Source organism: Streptomyces sp. NPDC093064 (assembly GCF_044754605.1).
Taxonomy (GTDB): Bacteria; Actinomycetota; Actinomycetes; order Streptomycetales; family Streptomycetaceae; genus Streptomyces.
Genome location: NZ_JBIVPK010000008.1, coordinates 154,135 through 173,689, shown reverse-complemented (window position 1 = coordinate 173,689; position 19,555 = coordinate 154,135). Strand labels below are relative to the sequence as shown.

At 72.4% G+C, this 19,555-nt stretch carries 15 protein-coding genes; 4 read left to right on the top strand and 11 right to left on the bottom strand.

Going from position 1 to position 19,555, the window contains the following annotated elements; genetic code table 11:
* Positions 1-177: 177 nt before the first annotated feature.
* The 3 genes from ACIQFZ_RS12885 to ACIQFZ_RS12875 form a co-directional block, all read right to left on the bottom strand.
* Positions 178-4,017 (bottom strand): AAA family ATPase, encoded by a 3,840-nt coding sequence (locus ACIQFZ_RS12885; RefSeq protein WP_402691212.1) that lies wholly within the window; start codon positions 4,015-4,017, stop codon positions 178-180.
* Positions 4,018-4,259: 242 nt separating this feature from the next.
* Complete coding sequence (locus ACIQFZ_RS12880) at positions 4,260-4,463, bottom strand: hypothetical protein (RefSeq protein ID WP_009190853.1); 204 nt, start codon at positions 4,461-4,463, stop codon at positions 4,260-4,262.
* A 381-nt stretch (positions 4,464-4,844) separates the two neighbouring features.
* Positions 4,845-5,126: an acylphosphatase gene (locus ACIQFZ_RS12875; protein WP_361416386.1), complete on the bottom strand. Its 282-nt coding sequence runs from the start codon at positions 5,124-5,126 to the stop codon at positions 4,845-4,847.
* 169 nt (positions 5,127-5,295) lie between these two features.
* Here ACIQFZ_RS12875 and ACIQFZ_RS12870 point away from each other — a divergent pair, with 169 nt between their 5' ends.
* Together ACIQFZ_RS12870 and ACIQFZ_RS12865 are read left to right on the top strand one after the other, a co-directional pair.
* Positions 5,296-6,432: a CAP domain-containing protein gene (locus tag ACIQFZ_RS12870; protein WP_365776201.1), complete on the top strand. Its 1,137-nt coding sequence runs from the start codon at positions 5,296-5,298 to the stop codon at positions 6,430-6,432.
* Between the two features lie 322 nt (positions 6,433-6,754).
* Positions 6,755-7,147 (top strand): helix-turn-helix domain-containing protein, encoded by a 393-nt coding sequence (locus ACIQFZ_RS12865; protein WP_365775760.1) that lies wholly within the window; start codon positions 6,755-6,757, stop codon positions 7,145-7,147.
* Here the strand turns inward: ACIQFZ_RS12865 and mutM are convergent.
* The 8 genes from mutM to recG form a co-directional block, all read right to left on the bottom strand.
* Complete coding sequence (mutM, locus tag ACIQFZ_RS12860; protein WP_365775759.1) at positions 7,120-8,004, bottom strand: bifunctional DNA-formamidopyrimidine glycosylase/DNA-(apurinic or apyrimidinic site) lyase; 885 nt, start codon at positions 8,002-8,004, stop codon at positions 7,120-7,122. The genes ACIQFZ_RS12865 and mutM overlap by 28 nt on opposite strands.
* A gap of 146 nt (positions 8,005-8,150) precedes the next feature.
* Positions 8,151-8,981: a ribonuclease III gene (gene rnc / locus ACIQFZ_RS12855; RefSeq protein ID WP_365421732.1), complete on the bottom strand. Its 831-nt coding sequence runs from the start codon at positions 8,979-8,981 to the stop codon at positions 8,151-8,153.
* A gap of 7 nt (positions 8,982-8,988) precedes the next feature.
* Positions 8,989-9,162, bottom strand: coding sequence for a 50S ribosomal protein L32 (gene rpmF / locus ACIQFZ_RS12850; protein WP_003951102.1), 174 nt, complete (start codon positions 9,160-9,162; stop codon positions 8,989-8,991).
* A gap of 2 nt (positions 9,163-9,164) precedes the next feature.
* Entirely contained in the window at positions 9,165-9,824 is a 660-nt protein-coding gene (locus tag ACIQFZ_RS12845) for a YceD family protein (protein WP_365421736.1), read from the bottom strand.
* Positions 9,825-9,956: 132 nt separating this feature from the next.
* Complete coding sequence (locus ACIQFZ_RS12840; RefSeq protein WP_402691211.1) at positions 9,957-11,090, bottom strand: DivIVA domain-containing protein; 1,134 nt, start codon at positions 11,088-11,090, stop codon at positions 9,957-9,959.
* Between the two features lie 116 nt (positions 11,091-11,206).
* Positions 11,207-11,686, bottom strand: coding sequence for a pantetheine-phosphate adenylyltransferase (gene coaD, locus ACIQFZ_RS12835; RefSeq protein ID WP_365421794.1), 480 nt, complete (start codon positions 11,684-11,686; stop codon positions 11,207-11,209).
* 26 nt (positions 11,687-11,712) lie between these two features.
* Positions 11,713-12,300, bottom strand: coding sequence for a 16S rRNA (guanine(966)-N(2))-methyltransferase RsmD (gene rsmD, locus ACIQFZ_RS12830; protein WP_365421742.1), 588 nt, complete (start codon positions 12,298-12,300; stop codon positions 11,713-11,715).
* A gap of 67 nt (positions 12,301-12,367) precedes the next feature.
* Positions 12,368-14,587, bottom strand: coding sequence for an ATP-dependent DNA helicase RecG (gene recG / locus ACIQFZ_RS12825; RefSeq protein WP_402691210.1), 2,220 nt, complete (start codon positions 14,585-14,587; stop codon positions 12,368-12,370).
* A 164-nt stretch (positions 14,588-14,751) separates the two neighbouring features.
* On the opposite strand from recG, the gene ACIQFZ_RS12820 reads away from it, so the two are divergent.
* On the top strand, positions 14,752-16,626 hold the full coding sequence (locus ACIQFZ_RS12820) for an HSP90 family protein (RefSeq protein ID WP_365775754.1): 1,875 nt from the start codon (positions 14,752-14,754) through the stop codon (positions 16,624-16,626).
* Positions 16,619-19,555, top strand: coding sequence for a tetratricopeptide repeat protein (locus ACIQFZ_RS12815; RefSeq protein WP_402691209.1), 2,937 nt, complete (start codon positions 16,619-16,621; stop codon positions 19,553-19,555). The genes ACIQFZ_RS12820 and ACIQFZ_RS12815 overlap by 8 nt, the downstream gene beginning before the upstream one ends.

The following is a 19,555-nucleotide window of genomic DNA, read 5'->3' as shown; positions in this document are numbered from 1 at the left end:
GATAAAAGGTAAGACACAGAGACTATGCCTTCACCTATTGACGGTCACCCAACCACTGGCAAACCAGGACTTCGATTCAAGTGTTGTAGTCAAGCTGTGGACATGGTCCGTCTACCCCGAAGTGACGAAGGCACGCGGGATCCGTGGCACCACACGTGCCAGGGCGCTGACGCAGTGCTACCGCAGGCGCTGGCTGATGACCTTCGACACACCGTCGCCCTGCATGGAGACGCCGTAGAGCGCGTCGGCGACCTCCATCGTGCGCTTCTGGTGCGTGATCACGATCAGCTGCGAGGCCTCCTGAAGCTCCTGCATGATCCGGATCAGCCTTTGGAGGTTGGTGTCGTCGAGGGCCGCCTCGACCTCGTCCATGACGTAGAAGGGGCTCGGACGGGCCTTGAAGATCGACACGAGCAGCGCGACGGCGGTCAGTGACCGCTCGCCGCCGGAGAGCAGGGAGAGCCGCTTGACCTTCTTGCCCGGCGGACGTGCCTCGACGTCCACGCCCGTGGTGAGCATGTTGTCGGGGTCGGTCAGTACGAGCCGGCCCTCACCGCCCGGGAAGAGCCGGCCGAAGACGCCCTCGAACTGGCGGGCGGTGTCCCGGTAGGCCTCGGTGAAGACCTGCTCGACGCGCTCGTCGACCTCCTTGACGACCTGGAGCAGGTCGGCGCGGGTCTTCTTGAGGTCCTCGAGCTGCTCGCTGAGGAACTTGTGGCGTTCCTCCAGTGCCGCGAACTCCTCCAGGGCCAGCGGGTTGACCTTGCCGAGCTGCTGGTAGGCGCGCTCGGCGGCCTTCAGCCGCTTCTCCTGCTCGGCCCGCACGTAGGGACGGGGCCGGTTGCGGGGGTGCTGCGGGTCCTCCGGCAGCTGCTCGCCCTCGGCGGGCGGCGAGGGCGGGACGAGCTGGTGCGGCCCGTACTCCGCCATCAGGCCCGCCGGTTCGACCCCGAGTTCCTCCAGTGCCCTGGTTTCCAGCTGCTCGATGCGCAGCCGCTTCTCGGCGCCGAGCACCTCGCCCCGGTGGACCGAGTCGGTCAGCTTGTCGAGTTCGGCCTTGAGCTCCCGGCCCTCGGTGCGGGCGGCGGTCAGCTCCTGCTCACTGCGGGCCTTGGCGGCCTCGGCGGCGGCCCGCTCCTCCTCGGCGCGGGCCACGGAGACCTCGACGTACGCGAGGAGCTGCCGGGCGCCGGAGGCGACCGCCGAGGCGACCTCCGCCTCGTGACGCAGCCGGGCGCGCCGCTGCTCGGCACGCGCGCGTGCCTCGCGTTCGACGCGGGCGGCCCGGTCCAGCGAGTCGGCCCTGCCGGCCAGCCCCCTGACCCGTTCCTCGTGCGTACGGACCTGGAGGCGGGCCTCCATCTCGGTCTGGCGGGCGTTGGCACCGTCGGCCGCGAGCCGGTCGCGAGCGGAGGTGTCGGGCTCCTCCTCGATCGGCGTCTCCTCGGCCACGGCGAGCCGCTCGGCGAGTTCCTCCACCTCCTGGAGGGCGTTGTCGAGGGCCTCCTGGGCGCGGGCGGCGGCGGCCGCGGACCGCTCGGCCTCCCCGGCGGCGCCGCGCGCCTGCCCGGCGAGCCGGCCCAGTTGCTGGGCGACGGCCGACTTCTCCCGGTCGGCGGTCCGCCGCCGCTCTCCCAGCTCCTCGACCAGTGCCGTGCACCGGCCGCGCCGCTCGGTGGCCCGCTGCTGGTCCTCGGTCAGCTCTTCGCACCGCACGGCGAGCCGCTCCAGCTCGGCGGCGGCCTCGTCCACGGAGGCCTGCACCTCCAGCAGACTGGGCGCCCCCGCGGAGCCGCCCTGTGCGAAGTACGCCCCGAGCAGATCCCCTTCGCCGGTCACGGCGGTCAGCTCGGGTCGGGCGAGAACCAGATCCTCCGCGTCCTCCAGCGTCCCCACCACGACGATTCCCCGCAGCAGCCACCGCACGGCGGGCATGAGCTCGGCGGGACCGCGCACGAACTCGGCGGCGAAGGGGTGCCCGGACACGGGGGTGCCGGTGGTGGCGGATGTGCCCGCCGCACCGCCGGTACGGTCCTCGGACCCACCCCACCCGGCAGCGGCACCATCCGACCCACCGGCTGCGGAAAGCCCGGCTCCCGCCGCACCGCTCCCACCCGCGTCGGCCGCTGCCACGCCCCCGGCCGCGGACGGATCGGCGCAGGCCTCGGAGGTCGTGGCCTCGGCCGGGCGGGGGGCGTCCGGCGTGCCCGGCAAGGTGGTGGGCGCCGTCGGCGCCGCCGTCGGCGCGGGCTGCGGGGCGCTCGGGAGGGCTTCGCCCGGCGGCATGGAGGTTTCGGGGGAGGGGCCCGCGAGGAGCAGGGCGGCTCGGCCCGCGTCCTGTTTCCGCAGCAGGCGGAGGGCGTCGGCGGCGGCGGGGGTGGTCACGACCAGGGCGTCGGCGGCGGTGCCGAAGGCGGTGGCCAGGGGGGTTTCATAGCCGGGGGTGACCGTCAGGAGTTCGGCGGCGGGGCCCAGCAGGCCGCTGAGGCGGTCCTTGGCGTCGAGCAGGGCGCCCGTGCCGTCCTTGCGGCGCAGGCCCAGGGCGAGGGCGTCGTGCCGGGCCTGGGTCGCGGCCCGCCTGCGTTCGGCCGCGGTGACCGCCTCTCGGGCGGCGGTGAGGGCGGCCTCCGCCTCGGCCAGTGCCGTCTTCGCCGCCTCGTGCCGCCCGGACAGTTCCTCGTCGCCTGCGTCGAGGCCGTCGACCTCGGCCTTGAGCGCCTCGTACTCCTCCTGGGCGTGGACGGCCCGTTCCTGGGCCTCGTCCCTGGTGGCGGCCAGTCGCTCGATCTCGGCCTGGGCGGAGGCGGCGCGGGAACGTGCCGCGTTCACCTGGCCGCCCAGCCGGGCCAGGCCCTCGCGGCGGTCGGCGATGGCGCGGGCCGCGTCCTTCAGGCGCCGCTCCTCGACGGCCAGTTCCCGCTCCAGCTCGGCGCGGTGGCCGATGGTGTCGTCCAGGGCGCGCTGGGCCGCCTCCAGGGTCGCCTCCAGCTCGGCTTCCTGTTCGCGCACGCGTTGGGCCTCGTGCTCCAGTTCCTCGGGGTCGCGGCCGCGCCGCTCCTCGGGTGGCGCGGAGGTGGCGCTGTGCACACGCGCGTCGGCGAGCGAGATCGTGCCGCGCACGCGTTCGGCGAGCTGGGACAGTTCGTACCAGGTCTGCTGGGCGCGCTGGAGGCGCGGGACGAGCCGACGCACCTCGTCCTCCAGCAGGGCCTCGCGCTGGAGGGCCTTCTTCAGTTCCTGCTCGGCCGTTTCCTTGCGTTCCTTCAGGGCCGCCTCGTCGGCGACCTCGGTCTTCAGGGCCTCGCGCAGGCCGACGAGGTCGTCGGCCAGGAGCCGCAGGCGCGCGTCCCTCAGGTCCGCCTGGATGACCGCGGCTCTGCGCGCGACCGCCGCCTGCCGGCCCAACGGCTTGAGCTGGCGGCGCAGTTCGTCGGTGAGGTCCTGCACGCGCGCGAGGTTGGCCTGCATCGCGTCCAGTTTCCTGAGCGCCTTCTCCTTGCGCTTGCGGTGCTTGAGGACGCCCGCGGCCTCCTCGATGAAGGCGCGGCGGCCCATGGGGTCGGCGTGCAGGACGGAATCGAGCTGGCCCTGGCCGACGATGACGTGCATCTCGCGGCCGATGCCGGAGTCGGAGAGCAGTTCCTGGATGTCGAGCAGCCGGCAGGTGTCGCCGTTGATCTGGTACTCGCTGCCGCCGTTGCGGAACATGATCCGCGTGATGGTGACCTCGGCGTACTCGATGGGCAGGGCGCCGTCGGAGTTGTCGATGGTCAGGGACACCTCGGCGCGGCCGAGCGGCGGACGACCGGTGGTGCCGGCGAAGATGACGTCCTCCATCTTGCCGCCGCGCAGCGATTTGGCGCCCTGTTCGCCCATGACCCAGCTGAGCGCGTCCACGACATTGGACTTGCCCGAGCCGTTCGGTCCGACGACACACGTGATCCCCGGCTCGAACCGGAGCGTGGTCGCCGAGGCGAACGACTTGAACCCGCGGAGGGTCAGGGCCTTGAGGTGCACGCCGCCGGACTTTACCGGCCGTCGCTACCCCACTCCACGAACCCCCGCAACCGCGCGGTTTCACCATTGAATATGCAGGGCACACCAAAAGTTAAAGACGGTGAAGGAACGCGCGGGGGCAGCAAAGGCGGGGCAAGAAGGGCGGGGGAAAGAAGGAAGGGACGCCGAAGCGTCCCTTGCAACTCTGACAACTGAGCGGTTGACGGGCAGCCCAACCACTGTGTCGTTGTGCGATGCAGTGATCAGGTGAGCGCAGGCTCCGCCTGGTGTGCGTCGACTCGCTCCATGATCCTGTCGTGAGAAGCGGCAGCCGTCAGGGCGTCGTTCTCAGCCTGGATCCGCACAAGCTCGGATTCCAGGTCCTGGACGCGCTGCTGGAGCCGTCGCATCTCGGCGAGGAGTCGAGGGTCGGAGCCGCCGACGTAACCGAGAAGCGCCTTTGCCATGATGGATGGTCCTCCACACTGAGTGACCGACCGAAGCGGTGTGGGTCGTGAGGGATTCGCACCCGTGGTGCTTGGCACTGCCTGAGTTGTGGTGCCGTTCATCCATGCCAAACAGCTAAGGTGCGCGGGTTTTCAGCGTCTCACCAAAAAGTTTGACGGTCAACACGATCACGCCCCGTATCCATGGGCGTCCCGGGGGCGCGCGACCGGAAACCAGGTGGCGCTGCGACTCCTGCGGGCCCCTCGGGGCGTGCGGATCATCTTGCTGAGCGGAGCCTGCCACGCCGCGCGTTTCTTGGCAACCACCTGCCCCTTTTCCCTCCGGGCAGATGCCGGTGGCAGTTCCCGCCGCCGCCGACGGACCCGCACCGTGCCACACGATCAGCGGATGGCGAAGCCGTCGTACCCGCCGCGCGGTGTGTCCCAGATCTCGGTGACACCGTCCACACGTCCGGGCGTGTCGCCCCCCTGCAACCAGTCCAGGAGTTTCTGGCACCCCTCGCGGGCCCCCTCGGCGACCACTTGCACGCGCCCGTCCCCGAGATTGAGGGCGAAACCGCTCAGGCCCCCGATCTCCAGCGCCCTGGCCCTGGTGAACCAGCGGAAACCCACTCCCTGGACTCGTCCGCGGACCCAGGCGACCAGTCGAACATCCTCGCTCATGGGTGCAACCTAACCGGCCAATGTCTCTCGGGGCACCTCCGCCTCTCGCGCCATGCGGTACCGTCCCGATCCAATGAATCTCATCTGAAACTCACTCGATTGAGTGAGTTGGGTTGACCGCGTCGGCTCAGGGCGCGCGTCGACAGAGAGAGACAAGGAAGGCCAGCACATGGGACGCCACCGACGCTCGGACGCCGGCCGCGCCGCCACGGGCCGCGCCACGGGGGACAGTCGGACGCACGGCTCGTACGAGCGGGACCGTGATCCGTGGGACAGCCACCCGCAGGACGACGACGGCCGCCTGGGCATCGCGCCCTACCTGAACCCGGATCTGTACGCCGACCCCCACACCAGGCCCCAGGAGTACCTCTTCGACACCGACGACGCCGCCGCGCACGCCGGGACCACCGTGGTCTTCCCCTCCGAGGGCTTCAGCCCGGCGGACGGACCGCGGGAGCGGGGGCACCGCCGGAAGAAGAAGGCCGCGACACCGGTCCGCACGGGGCTCCTCGGGGTCTCCGCCGCGGTCGCCCTCGGCACCGTCGCGGTCGCCACCGGCGCGGTGCCCGGGCTTGAAAACTACAAGCTGGGCGGCCCGAACGGCGGTGCCGACAAGGTGCAGGCCGCGGGCTCGCCGACGAACAGCGAGAGCCCGCAGGGCGGCACCTCCGGCAGCGCCGACACCGACCCGGGCGGCCCCGCCCGGGGCTCCACGACGAGCCGCGACGCGGACCGGTCCACGTCACCGGAGCGGTCCGCCTCCGAGTCGGCCCCGGCCACCGCGCCGGACGCGGACCCGGCGTCGGCCACACCCACGAAGGCGCCGGAGGCCAAGCCGACCACGGCGCCGGAGAAGCCGGAGACCGCGCCGGCCGAGACCGCCACCAAGGCGCCGCCGAAGACCCAGGCCCCGACCGCCGTCTCCACGCAGGCCGCCGTCGAGGCCGAGGTGCTCAGGCTCGTCAACGAGGAACGGACGAAGGTGGGGTGCAGCGCGCTGACGGCGAGCAGCGCACTCGCCGGCCTCGCCCAGGACTTCAGCGAGGCCATGGCCGACGAGAACTTCTTCGACCACACCGATCCCAGCGGCGCCTCACCGTGGGACCGGGCGGCGAAGCTCGGCATCACCGGCCTCGGCGGCGAGAACATAGCCCGCGGGCAGGCCGACGCGGCGGCGGTGATGGACGCCTGGATGAACAGCCCCGGCCACCGCGCCAACATACTCAACTGCGACTTCAAGACCCTCGGCGTCGGTGTGCACTTCGGCTCCGGCGGTCCGTGGTGGACGCAGGACTTCGGGTACTAGTGCCCCGGCAGGCAACGTCTGCCCGTCAAGGAGCGGCGTCCGGTGCGTGCTCTGGGGGTCCCCCTGCTCGAAGAGCTCGGGGGAGTGCCGGCCGGAAGTCCTCTTACTGGACGTACTTGGGCTTTCGGCCGGTGCGGCGAGTGGGGGTCCCCCCTGCTCGAAGAGCTCGGGAGAGCGTGCCGGGCGTCGCGACGGGGCGAACGTTGCCTGTTGGGGCACTAGCTCAAGCACTGGCGGGACCCGTCCGGCGGAACGTCAGGTGGCGCTGACTCCTGGTTAGCGCCATCTGACGGTTAGCGCTGTGCGCGAGTACGCTTGGGTCATGAGCACCCCGCAGACCCAGGACGACCTCCCTTACAGCGTGTTCGCCAGGGCCTGCCCTTCACGCGGCACGCTGGAGCATGTGACGGGGCGCTGGGGCGGGCTCGCGCTGAGCGCTCTGTACGAGGGCTCGTTCCGCTTCAACGAGCTGCGCCGCCGTGTCGACGGCGTGAGCGAGAAGATGCTGTCCCAGACCCTCCAGGCGCTGGAGCGGGACGGCCTGGTACATCGCGAGGCCCAGCCGACCAACCCGCCCCGGGTGGACTACGAGCTCACGGCGCTGGGCCGCGAGGTCGCCGAGCGGCTGCTGGCCCTCATCCACTGCGTGGAGGGGCGCATGGACGACGTCCTGGCGGCACGCGAGCGTTACGACGCCACGCGCGGCGCCCGCTGACACTTCGGGCAGTAGTAGCTGGAGCGGTTCATCCACGGGCGGCGGCGCAGCGGGGTGGCGCAGCGGCGGCAGGGCAGGCCCTCGCGGCCGTAGGCGTCCAGGGAGCGGTCGAAGTAGCCGGACTCCCCGTTGACGTTGACGTAGAGGCTGTCGAAGCTGGTGCCGCCGACGGCGAGGGCCTCGTTCATCACGTCCCGGACATGGGTGAGGAGTTCGGCCGTGCGGGGGCGGGTGAAGGACGCGGTGGGGCGTTCGTAGTGGACGCGGGTGCGCCACAGGGCCTCGTCCGCGTAGATGTTGCCGACGCCGCTGATCAGGGACTGGTCGAGCAGGGCCCGTTTGATGGTGGTCCGCTTGCGGCGCAGGGCCTGGTGGAAGGCCTCGTCGTCGAACAGCGGGTCGAGGGGGTCGCGGGCGATGTGCGCGATGACGTCGGGCAGCCCGTCGGGCGTGGTGTCGTGCAGCGACAGGCCGCCGAAGGTGCGCTGGTCGACGAAGCGGAGCTCGGTGGCCTCCGCCGCGGAAGCGGCTGATGTCGGCGTGTCGGCGAAGCGGACCCGGATGCGCAGGTGCTTCTCGGTGGGCGCGCTCAGCGGCTGGACCAGCAGCTGGCCGCTCATGCCGAGGTGCGCCAGGATCGCCTGGCCGCTGTCCTGGAGGGGCAGCCACAGGTACTTGCCGCGGCGGCTGGGCAGACCGAGCCGGTGCCCCTGGACGCGGTGCGCGAAGTCCTCCGCGCCGGCCGGGTGGCGCCGTACGGCACGTGGGTGCAGCACCTCGACGCCGGCGACGATCCGGTGCGCGACCCACCGTTCCAGTCCGCGCCGTACGACCTCGACCTCGGGCAGCTCGGGCATGACTCCCCCGTTCACACATCGCGGCCGGTGCGGCCGTCACGGACCGAGCGCCCGCCCCGGGGCGGGGACGGGCGCTCGGTCGCGTTCTACTGGGCGCGGCCCGCGGGCGGAGGACCGCCGGACGGCCGCGCTCGGTTTCCCGGTTCTCAGGCGGAGGCCGGCGCCTCATCGGCGCCGTCGGCGGACTCCAGCGCCTTGGCGCGCTCGTCCGCCGCGGCCCGGATGGCCCGCCACGCGGACTCCGCGGCCTGCTGCTCCGCCTCCTTCTTGCTGCGGCCGGTGCCGGTGCCGTACGAGACGCCTCCGACGCGGGCGGCAGCAGTGAAGGTCTTCTCATGATCGGGGCCGGTCTCCGTGACCAGGTACTCGGGCACGCCGAGCCCCTCGGTCGCGGTGAGCTCCTGGAGACTGGTCTTCCAGTCCAGGCCGGCTCCGAGGTTGGAGGACTTCTCGATCAGCGGGTCGAACAGGCGGTGCACCAGTTCGGAGGCCGCGTCGAGGCCCTGGTCGAGGTAGACCGCGCCGATCACCGCTTCCAGGGTGTCGGCGAGGATGGACGCCTTGTCCCGGCCGCCCGTGCCCTCTTCACCACGGCCGAGCCGGATGAAGGCGCCCAGGTCGAGGCCACGGCCGACCTCCGCCAGCGCACGCGAGTTGACCACCGCGGCCCGCAGCTTGGCCAGCTGGCCTTCGGGCAGGTCGGGGTGGGTGCGGTACAGCGTGTCCGTGACGACCAGGCCGAGGACGGAGTCACCGAGGAACTCCAGCCGCTCGTTCGTCGGCAGACCGCCGTTCTCGTACGCGTAGGAACGGTGGGTCAGCGCGCGCACCAGAAGGGCGGACTCGAGCTTGTAGCCGAGCCGCCCTTCCAGAAGCGTGTGGGACGAGGCCGTGTTGTCCGACGGAGCACCTGCGCGTCGGCGATTGCCCGCTTCGACGCCTTCCGCCTTCTTGGCAGTGGACACAGTGCCTCTCACCAGCCGCTCAGACCTCGAGGACCTGGCGCTTGTTGTAGGTGCCGCACGACGGGCACGCGATGTGCTGCTGCTTGGGCTCGTGGCAGCGCTCGCACGCAACCAGGGTGGGGACCGCAGCCTTCCACTGCGACCGGCGGTGGCGCGTGTTGCTGCGCGACATCTTCCGCTTCGGAACAGCCACGGCTACTTCTCCTGCTTCTCGTCGGCGCGTGCTGATCGAGGCGCGCCGCCGCTCATCTCGTCCTTCTCGCCGTCCTTCATGGTGCCGGCGAGTCCCTGCAAAGCCGCCCAACGGATGTCGACGGCGTCATGGTGGTGGTCCGGGTCGTCCACGAGTCGCGCTCCGCACTCGGAGCACAGACCAGCGCAGTCTTCCTGGCACACCGGCTGCATCGGCAGTGCGAGCACCACCGCATCCCGCAGCAAAGGTTCGAGGTCGAAGAGTCCGTCCTCGAGGAAGAGCCTGTCCTCGTCGTCCTCGTCGTCGGCGTCTTCGTCGGACCGTGCGATCGCACGGCCCCGCTCGTCGGCGTCGGGGTACGAGAACAGCTCCTGGAAGTCCGCGTCGAGTTCGAGCTCGAGCGGCTCCAGACACCTTACGCACTCCCCCTCGGCCTGTGCACGGGCGGTGCCTGTGACGAGCACCCCTTCCATGACCGACTCGAGCCGGAGTTCGAGCTCCACCGGGGCGCCTTCCGGCACTCCGACGACGCCCTGGAGACCGAGGTCCCTGGGGGCGGGGACCGTGCGGGTCTGGCGCTGCAGCGCGCCAGGCCGCCGCCCCAGCTCGTGTGTGTCGAACACAAGAGGGTTGCGGTGGTCGAGGCGGGCGTTCTGAGCCATTCCTGCTTTCGGTTTCCGAACTCGGGGGACGCTTTCCCGGTGGCGTTCCGGGCAGCGCTGAACGCGGACGTATGCACGACCGAAGAGCCAGGATACTTGACCTTTCGCTCTCGGCCCAATCGGGCGGCCGGCCTACAGGCCGCGGCCCTGTTCGTAGGCGCGCAGTTGCTCGGCGCTGATCATGCTGGTGTCGAAGAGGCTGGTCTCGTCGAGGGCGTGGGCCTGCGGCTGCGCGTAGCCGTGGTGGTCCTGGGGGTCCTGCTGCCCCTGCTGAGCCTGGTTCGGGTCGTAGGCGGCCGGCTGCTGGGCGTCGTAGGTCTGGAAGGGGGCGCCTCCCGCCTGGGCGTAGCCGGAGGTGCCGGCGGTGGGGGCGTAGGGGTCGGGCTGCTGGTAGCCGTACTGGTCCTGCTGGCCGTAGCCCTGCTGGTAGCCGCCGTACGGATCGTTCTGCTCGGGCTGCTGGTAGCCGTAGGCGGGCTGCGGCTCGTACTGCGGCGAGGCGGGCCGCTCGGCGGGCGGGGCCGGGGAGCGCGGGGCCGCCGGGGCGTCGGCCAGGGCCGCGAGGTCGGCGAGGTAGTCGGCGTCGCTGGAGTGCTGGACGGTGGTGGTGTCGTCGGCGAGGGCGCCGAGGTCGTCGGTGGCGATGCGGCCGTGCAGCTTCTGGCGGCCGCGGCCGACGGCCTCCAGGGTCTTGGCGAGGACCGCCTCGAAGGCGCCGAGCTTGGCGTCGACGTACGCGTCGGCGTTGCGGCGCAGGGTCTCGGGGTCGTGGCTGCGCTCGGGGGCGTCCTCGTCCTCGTAGCCGTCCTCGTCGAGGCCGGGGCCGGTGCCGAGCAGCTTCTCGCGGCCGCGGCCGACCGAGCCGAGGGTCTTGGTGAGGACGACCTCGAAGTTGGCGAGCTTGGAGTCGACGTAGTCGTCGGCCTCGGCGCGGACCTCCTCGGCCTCCTGCCGGGCCTCGCCGAGGATCCGGTCGGCCTCGGCCTGGGAGCGGCGGGCGACCTCGGTGCCGGAGACCAGCGAGCCGCGCTCGGCGTGCGCGCCCTCGATGATCCGCTCGGCCTCGCGCCGGGCCTCCTGCACCATCTGGTCGCGGTCGCCGATCAGCTCCTGGGCCTGCGCGAGGGAACCGGGCAGGGCCTGGCGCACCTCGTCGAGCAGCGCGAGCAGGTCGGCGCGGTTGACCACGCACGACGCCGACATGGGCATGGACCGGGCGCCGGAGACCGTGGCCACGATCTCGTCGAGCTTCTTCTGCACGTCCACCGTGTGCTCGCCACTCTCTACAGGTGTGTTGGACTACCGATGTGTCGGAGACGGACGGGACGACTGTACGTCCATGAGGTGATCGCCGGACACCGGGTGACGGGCCGTCAGCCGCCTCAGTCCTTCTTCAGCCGCTGGGTGAGGGCCTCGAGGACCAGCGGCGGCACCAGGTGGGAGACGTCTCCACCCCATGCCGCGACCTCCTTGACCAGGGAGGACGACAGGAAGCTGTAGGTGGGGTTGGTGGGCACGAACAGCGTCTCGACGCCGGAGAGGCCGTTGTTCATCTGGGCCATCTGCAGCTCGTAGTCGAAGTCGCTGACGGCGCGCAGACCCTTGACGATGGCCGGGATGTCGCGCTGCTTGCAGAAGTCGACGAGGAGGCCGTGGAAGGCCTCGACGCGGACGTTTCCGTACTCGGCGGTGACCTGCTGGATGAGGTCGATCCGCTCGTCGATCTCGAACAGGCCCTTCTTCGACTGGTTGATCATCACCGCGACGTAGACCTCGTCATAGAGACGGGAGGCGCGGGCGATGATGTCCAGGTGTCCGTTGGTGATGGGGTCGAACGACCCGGGGCAGACGGCTCGGCGCACTTGAGATCCCTCGCTCTCCGGTCCGGTCATCGTGCGTCTTCGCACGTAGAGGCGGCGCGACCGTACCAAAACGTCCCTTCGCCGTAGCGACGGGCCCTGATCGCGTCGAACCCTCGCGGCCACGTGAACTCGCCGCCCCTGGTGCTGCGCTCCACGGTGACGAGGGCGCCCTCCGCGAGCCACCCCTCGGCGCGGAGTGTGAGCAGAATCTCGCGAAGATCGTCGTCGGAGACCGCGTACGGCGGGTCGAGGAAGACGATGTCGTACGGCTCCGCCGGGGGTGGTGTGTGGACGATCTGTTCCGCTTTGCCCGCCCGCACGTCGGCGCCGGGGAGGCCGAGCGCCTTGACGTTCTCCCGGACGGTGCGCACCGCTCGCGCGTCGGCCTCCACGAGCAGGGTGTGCCCGGCGCCCCGGGACAGCGCCTCCAGGCCGACGGCGCCCGAGCCGGCGTACAGGTCCAGGACGCGTTCGCCGTCCAGCGGGCCGCCCAGGAGGGACTGCCAGGTGGAGAAGAGGCCTTCGCGCGCCCGGTCCGAGGTGGGGCGGGTTCCGCTGCCCGGCGGTACGGCGAGACGGCGTCCGCCGGCCCGGCCGGCGATCACGCGGGTCATGTCTGGTCCTTGCTTGTCGGTGGCGGCCTTGTCGGTGGCGGCTCGGGTGCGGGCCGGTCCCAGTCTGTCAGCCCTTCTCCAGGTATTGCTCCCGCTCCTCGTCCAGCAACGCGTCCAGCGCCGTGCGCAGCCCGGGCAGGTGCTCCAGGTCCGGGTCGGCGGCCACCACCGCGGCGGCCTCCTCGCGGGCCTCGGCGATGATCTCCTCGTCGTCGATGACGGCGAGCACCCGCAGGCTGGAGCGGGCGCCGGACTGGGCCTGGCCGAGGACGTCGCCCTCGCGGCGCTGTTCGAGGTCGATGCGGGAGAGCTCGAAGCCGTCGAGGGTGGAGGCCACCGCGTTCAGCCGCTGCCGGGCGGCGCTCGCCTCCGGCATCTCGCTGACCAGCAGGCACAGTCCGGGCGCCGCGCCGCGGCCGACGCGGCCGCGCAGCTGGTGCAGTTGGGAGACGCCGAAGCGGTCGGCGTCCATGATCACCATCACCGTGGCGTTCGGTACGTTCACGCCGACCTCGATGACCGTGGTGGCGACCAGGACGTCGGTCTCGCCGGCGGCGAAGCGGCGCATGACCGCGTCCTTGTCGTCGGGCTGCATCCGGCCGTGCAGCACCTCGACCTTCAGGCCGTGCAGGGGGCCCTTGGCGAGCCGGTCCGCGATGTCCAGCACGGCGAGCGGCGGTCGCTTCTCCGCCTCGTCCTCGGCGGACTTCTTCGCGGCGGCCTTCTTCGGGTCGTCCTCCTCGTCCCCGATGCGCGGGCAGACCACGTACGCCTGGTGGCCCTTCGCCACCTCCTCGCGCACCCGCTCCCAGGCCCGGGCGAGGAAGTGCGGTTTGTCGGCGGCCGGGACGACATGGCTGGCGATGGGCGAGCGGCCCGCCGGAAGCTGGTCGAGAACGGACGTCTCCAGGTCGCCGAAGACGGTCATCGCGACCGTGCGCGGAATGGGCGTGGCGGTCATGACCAGCAGGTGCGGGGGTTGCCTGCCCTTGCCGCGCAGGGCGTCGCGCTGCTCGACGCCGAACCGGTGCTGCTCGTCCACCACGACCAGGCCCAGGTCGTGGAACTGGACCTTGTCCTCGATCAGCGCGTGTGTGCCGATGACGATGCCCGCCTCGCCGGTGGCCAGGTCGAGCAGGGCCTGCCGGCGGGCCGCGGCGCCCATGGATCCGGTGAGGAGGACCACCTTGGTGCCGTGCTCGGCGCCGCCCAGCATGCCTCCCTCGGCGAGCTCCCCCATCATCTCGGTGACCGACCTGTGGTGCTGCTGGGCCAGCACCTCGGTGGGCGCGAGCATCGCGGCCTGCCCGCCCGCGTCGACGACGGCGAGCATGGCGCGCAGGGCGACGAGGGTCTTGCCGCTGCCGACCTCGCCCTGGAGCAGGCGGTGCATCGGGTGCTCGGTGGCCAGGTCGGCGAAGATCTCGCGGGAGACCTTCCGCTGCCCCTCCGTGAGGGTGAAGGGGAGGCGGTCGTCGAAGTCCGCCAGGAGTCCGTCCGGGACGGCTACGCGGGCGACTGCGGGGAGTTGGGTGTCCGCGTGGCGGCGGCGGGCGAGGGCGACCTGGAGGACGAAGGCCTCGTCCCACTTCAGGCGGGCATGGGCGTCGGCGATGTCCGCCTTGGTGTGCGGGCGGTGGATCTTGAGCAGGGCCTCGGGGAGGGTGACCAGGCCGCGGCCCGCGCGCAGCGACTCGGGCAGCGGGTCGAGCGCCTCCTGGGCGCTGGGCAGGACGGTCTGGACCGCCTTGCCGATCTTCCAGGACTCCAGCTTGGCGGTGGCCGGGTACATCGGGATGAGGGCGCCGGCCCAGCTCTCGACCGCTTCTCCGTCCTCGCCCTTCAGCAACTCGTACGCCGGGTGGGCCAGTTGCAGCCGCCGGTTGAAGACCGAGACCTTGCCCGCGAACATCGCGCGTGTGCCCGGCAGGAGTTCCTTGTGAGGCTTGTGCACGCCGTTGCCGAAGAAGACCAGTTGGAGCCGGCCGCTGCCGTCCGTGATCGTCACCTCCAGGCGCTGACCCTTGCCGCGGGGCGCGCGGGCGGAGGCGAACGTGTGCAGGCGGGCTTCGGCGACCTGGGCGACCACCGTGACGTGCTCGTCCATGGGCAGGTCGGCGAGGTGGGTGAGCTGGCCGCGCTCCTCGTACCGGCGGGGGTAGTGGTGCAGGAGGTCGCCGACGGTGTGCAGGCCGAGGTGCTCGGCCATCACCTTCGCGGTGGCGGGGCCGAGCACTGACTTCAGTGGCTGTTTCAGTGGTTCTTGCAGTGCGGGCACGAGATCCATTGCACACCACGGCACCGACAATGCCGTAGACCTCCCGGGAAACCCCTGGTCAGCCGGTCCGTCCGGGCCTAGGATGACGTGCTCCGGCCATCCCCGCGGCAGCCGCCTCACAGGTGCCGCCCTACCCCGCGCCGACGCGAAGTCCCCCCACCGGCGCTGCGACGATGGACTTCCAGATCTCACAGTCAGCACAGGCATCCCACTCACCACAGTCATCCCGCCGGCCCGACTCGGCCCATATGTTCCAGGTCGATCTGCGGGGTCTGGTGGACCTGCTCTCGCACCACCTGTACTCCAGTCCCAAGGTCTACCTGCGCGAACTGCTGCAGAACGCCGTGGACGCCATCACCGCCCGGCGCGCGGAGGAGCCCGGCGCCCCCGCGCGCGTACGGCTGTTCGCGGACGGCGACACCCTGCGGGTGGAGGACACCGGCGTCGGTCTCACCGAGTCCGACGTGCACGAACTGCTGGCCACCATCGGCCGCAGCTCCAAGCGGGCCGACGGCCTGCGGGAGGCGCGCTCGGACTTCCTCGGCCAGTTCGGCATCGGCCTGCTGGCCTGCTTCGTGGTGGCCGAGCGGATCCGGGTGGTCAGCCGCAGCGCCCGTACGCCCGACGCTCCGCCCGTGGAGTGGACGGCGCGCGACGACGGCTCGTACACCGTGCGGACCCTCCCGGACTCCGCCCGCCCGGAACCCGGCACCACCGTGCACCTCCAGGCCCGGGCCGGGGCGGGCGAGTGGCTCACCGAGCAGCGTGTGCTCGCGCTGGCACGGGACTTCGGGTCGCTGCTGCCGTACGACGTCCGGGTGGGCGAGGAGCCGGTCACCGACCTGCCGGCGCCCTGGGACCGGGCGTACCCCTCCCCCGCGGCCCGCCGGGTCGCCCTGGCCCGGTACTGCCACGAGGCGTTCGGGTTCACCCCGCTGGACACCATCGGCCTGGACGTACCGCTGGCCGGGATCCGCGGGGTGGCGTACGTGCTGCCGTCGGCGGTCAGCCCGGCGCAGCGGGCGGGTCACCGCGTGCACCTGAAGGGCATGCTGCTGACCGAGCGGGCCGAACAGCTGCTGCCCGACTGGGCGTTCTTCGTGCGCTGCGTGCTCGACACCGACAGCCTGCGGCCCACCGCCTCGCGGGAGTCGCTGTACGAGGACGAGACGCTGGCTGCCGTGCGCGAGGCGCTCGGGGAGCGGATCCGGTCCTGGCTGACCTCTCTCGCGGCCGGCGATCCGGAGCGGCTGGCGGCGTTCCTGTCGGTGCACTTCCTGGGCGTGAAGTCCCTGGCCCGGCACGACACGGAGATGCTGCGCACGATGCTGCCGTGGCTGCCCTTCGAGACGACCGACGGGCGGCTGTCCCTGGAGGAGTTCGCGCAGCGGCACCCCGTCGTGCACTTCACGCGCACGGTCGAGGAGTACCGGCAGGTCGCGCCGATCGCCTCCGCGCAGGGCATCGGCGTCGTCAACGGCGGCTACACCTACGACAGCGAGCTGGTCGAGGCGCTGCCGTCGGTCCGTCCGGGGACGGTGGTCGCCGAGCTGGACGCGGACACCGTGACCGCGCACCTGGACTCCGTCGACCCGGCCGAGGAGCTGGCCCTGTCGGGCTTCCTGGCCGCCGCCCGGGACCGGCTGGACCCGCTGGGCTGCGACGTCGTGCTGCGCGCCTTCCACCCGCTGTCCGTGCCGGCGCTGCACCTGGACGACCGGGCGGCCCGGCACGAGCAGGCCCGCGCCGAGGCCGAGGCGCAGGCCGACGACCTGTGGGCGGGCATCCTGGGCTCGCTGCGGGGCGGCGCCCCGCGCGCGCGTCTGGTGCTCAACCACCTCAACCCGCTGATCCGCCGGATCGGTTCGCTGGGCGACCCGGAGCTGATCGGCACGGCGACCGAGTCGCTGTACGGGCAGGCGCTGCTGATGGCGCAGCGCCCGCTGCGGCCGGCGGACTCGGCGCTGCTGAACCGGGCGTTCATCGGCCTGCTGGAGTGGGCCACGCACAGCGGCACCGACGCGACGGGGACGGCCACCGATGAGTGAGATCACCGACTTCGACTCGCTGCGCCGGGAGATGGCGGCCAACGGCGCGCGGCCGGAGGGCCCGGCCCGCAACGCGCGCGCTGAGCGGCTGCTCGCCGAGGCCGAGAGGCTGAACATCCCGCTCGCCGTGATCGAGGCGCTCGGACACCAGCTGAAGGTCTACAACTACAGCTCCGAGAAGGACAGGATGTTCGTCCCGTTCGCGCGGCTGCTGCGCATGTGGGACGAACGCCCGGAGGACTTCGACGAGTACGAGACCCACTCGCTGCACTGGGTCTTCAAGTGGATGTCGGCGGGCATGCTGCGCCAGCCGCACATCCCGCTGGCCGCCGTCGAGAAGTGGCTCGGCGAGATGGAGCACCGCTACCGGCTCGCCGGCCACTCCGAACGCGCCGTGCGCAGCGCCGAGTTCAGCGTCGCCCGGCACATCGGGGACCTCGCGCGGGCGGAACGGGCGTACGCGCAGTGGCTGGCCGCCGACCGGGACAGCATGGCCGACTGCCACGCCTGCGAACTGCACGACCAGGGCCAGTGGCAGGCCGAGTGCGGCCGGGACGCGGAGGCGGTGGAGCTGTGGCGGCCGGTGCTGGACGGCGAGTTCACCTGCGCGCACGAGCCGCACGGCGTCCTCGCCTCCTCGCTGCTGCCGTTGCTGCGGCTCGGCCGCCTCGACGAGGCGCGCGCCCACCATCTGCGGGGCCTGAGGCTGGTGCGGCCGATGGAGAGCATGCGCGACGCCTACGCCGACCATGTGGAGTTCTGCGCGCTGACCGGCAACGAGGCGCGAGCCCTGGAGCTGCTGGCCGAGCGGCCGGCGTACTTCACGGACGACGGCAACCCGCTCGGCAGGCTGGACTTCCTGGCGGTGGCGACCCTGCTGATGGACCGGCTGGTCGAGCTGGGGCGGGACGGGCAGGCGGTGCCCGGTCCGGCGGGGCGTGCCTGGACGGCCGGCGAACTCGCCGTGCACGCGCGCGCGGAGGCGTCGGCCCTGGCGGCCCGCTTCGACGAACGCAACGGCACGTCCCGGGTCGGCGAGTGGGCACGCGCGCGCATGGCGCGGCGCCCGCTGGTGGACCGGCTGCCGCTCGGCGTGCGCACGGCTCGGACCGCCGGCATCGCTCCGGCTCCCCCCGTGCGCGTCCCCGTTGAGGCGGCGGCCGAAGCGGCGGCGCCCGAAGAAGCCGACCTGCCCGCGCTGATCGCGAAGGCACGGCGGCTGTCGGACACCCTGCGGCCGCACGCCGTGGAGGCGTGGGCGGCGGTCGAGCGGGCCGCGAAGGGCGTCGAGCTGGAGGCCCGGGACCTGGCCGAGATCGCCGACCACGAGGCGATGGACCGGGGCCCCGAGGGCGACGCGCTGTTCGAGCGGGCCGCCGAGCTGTACGCGCGGGCGGGCGATCCGGGCGAGGCGCTGGCGGCACGCTCGCGTGCGGCGTACGTGAGGGCGCTGACCGGCGACGTGGACGGGGCGCTCGCCGCGGTCGCCGAACCCTACGAGCGGGTCCTCGCGCTGTACGCCGAGGAGGGCACCGGCGTACGGCAGGCCGCGTCCGTGGTGATGGGACGGGCGCGGATCCTGATGCGACCGGTGTACGAGGCCGAAGGGCCCGTGGACCCGGGGACGCTGTCCGCCGCCGAGGAGGCCGCGCGCGAGGTCCTGGCCCTCGTGGAGGGGCACGCCGGGGACGATGTGCGGCTCGCGTCCCGGGCGGCCGAGGCGCGGGCGATGCTCGCCGAGACCGCCGCGCGCACCGGGGACCTCCGGGAGGCCGCGGAGCTGTTCGCGCGGGCGGCGGCCGAGTACGTCGGGGCGGGCCTGCCGTGGTTCGCGGTGGAGTACGAGGCCCGGTTGGCGGCGCTCGCGCACCACCTGGGCGATCCGGAGGGCGCCGAGCGGGCGCTGCGGGCGGCCCTGGAGCACGGCGGGGCGCATCTGGAGGCCGCGGGCCGGGCACAGCTGCACCTTCAGCTCGCCGAGGTGCTCGGCGGCCTGGACCGGACCGAGGAGGCGGCGGAACACGCCCTGGAGGCGGCGCACTGGGCCGACGAGGCGGACGAGGGGCCGGCACTCGGGGCCTGGGCCCGGCAGCAGCTCGGAGGTCTGCTGCTGCGGCTGGGGCGGTGGGCGGAGGCCGCCGAGGTGCTGGAGTCCGCGCTGCCCGACCTGTCCGCCGAGACGCACGGCGACGGGGCCGTCGTACAGACGCAGTGGTGGCTGGGCGACTGTCTGAGCGAGCTCGGGGAGCACCGTGCGGCGGCCGAACGCAGGCTCCAGGCCGCCGAGACCGCCCGGCACTGGCCCGAGCAGCAGGACCACGCGACCCTCGCCCATCTGGCCGCCGAGTCGCTGAGCCGGGCCGGGCTGCACGACGAGGCGGACCGTGCCTACACGCGCGCGGGCGACCTGTGGCGCTCCCTGGGCGACGTGCACGGTCTGGTCCGCGCCCTGCGCGCACGCGCGTGGCTGGCGCTCGGCACCGAGGCCGGCTTGGACGCGGCGCGGGCGCTGATGGGGGCCGCCGTCATCGAGTGCGAGGCGGCGCTGGACGCGGTGGACGACACGGCGGCGAGGCAGCGGCTCGTCGCCGAACTCGGGCACACCCACCGGCAGTTCAGCGATCTGCTCGCGGACAGCGCGGAGGACGAGGCGGACGGGGCCGCGTCCGAGGAGGCCCTGGCCAGGCTGGAGCAGGCGATCGCCGCCTTCACCCTGCTGGGTCCGGCCGCCCTGCACGACCGGACCGGAGCGGAACTCGCCGCGGGCCGGCTGGCGGCCGACCTGGGCCGCCCCGCCGAGGCCACCGCACACGCGCGTGCCGTGCTGGCGGCCTACGAGGACGCCGACGAGGAGGACGGCCGGACGCCCTCCCGCCGCACGGAAGCCGAAAGACTCCTGCGAGCCCTCGAGGAGGGATCCGAGGACTGA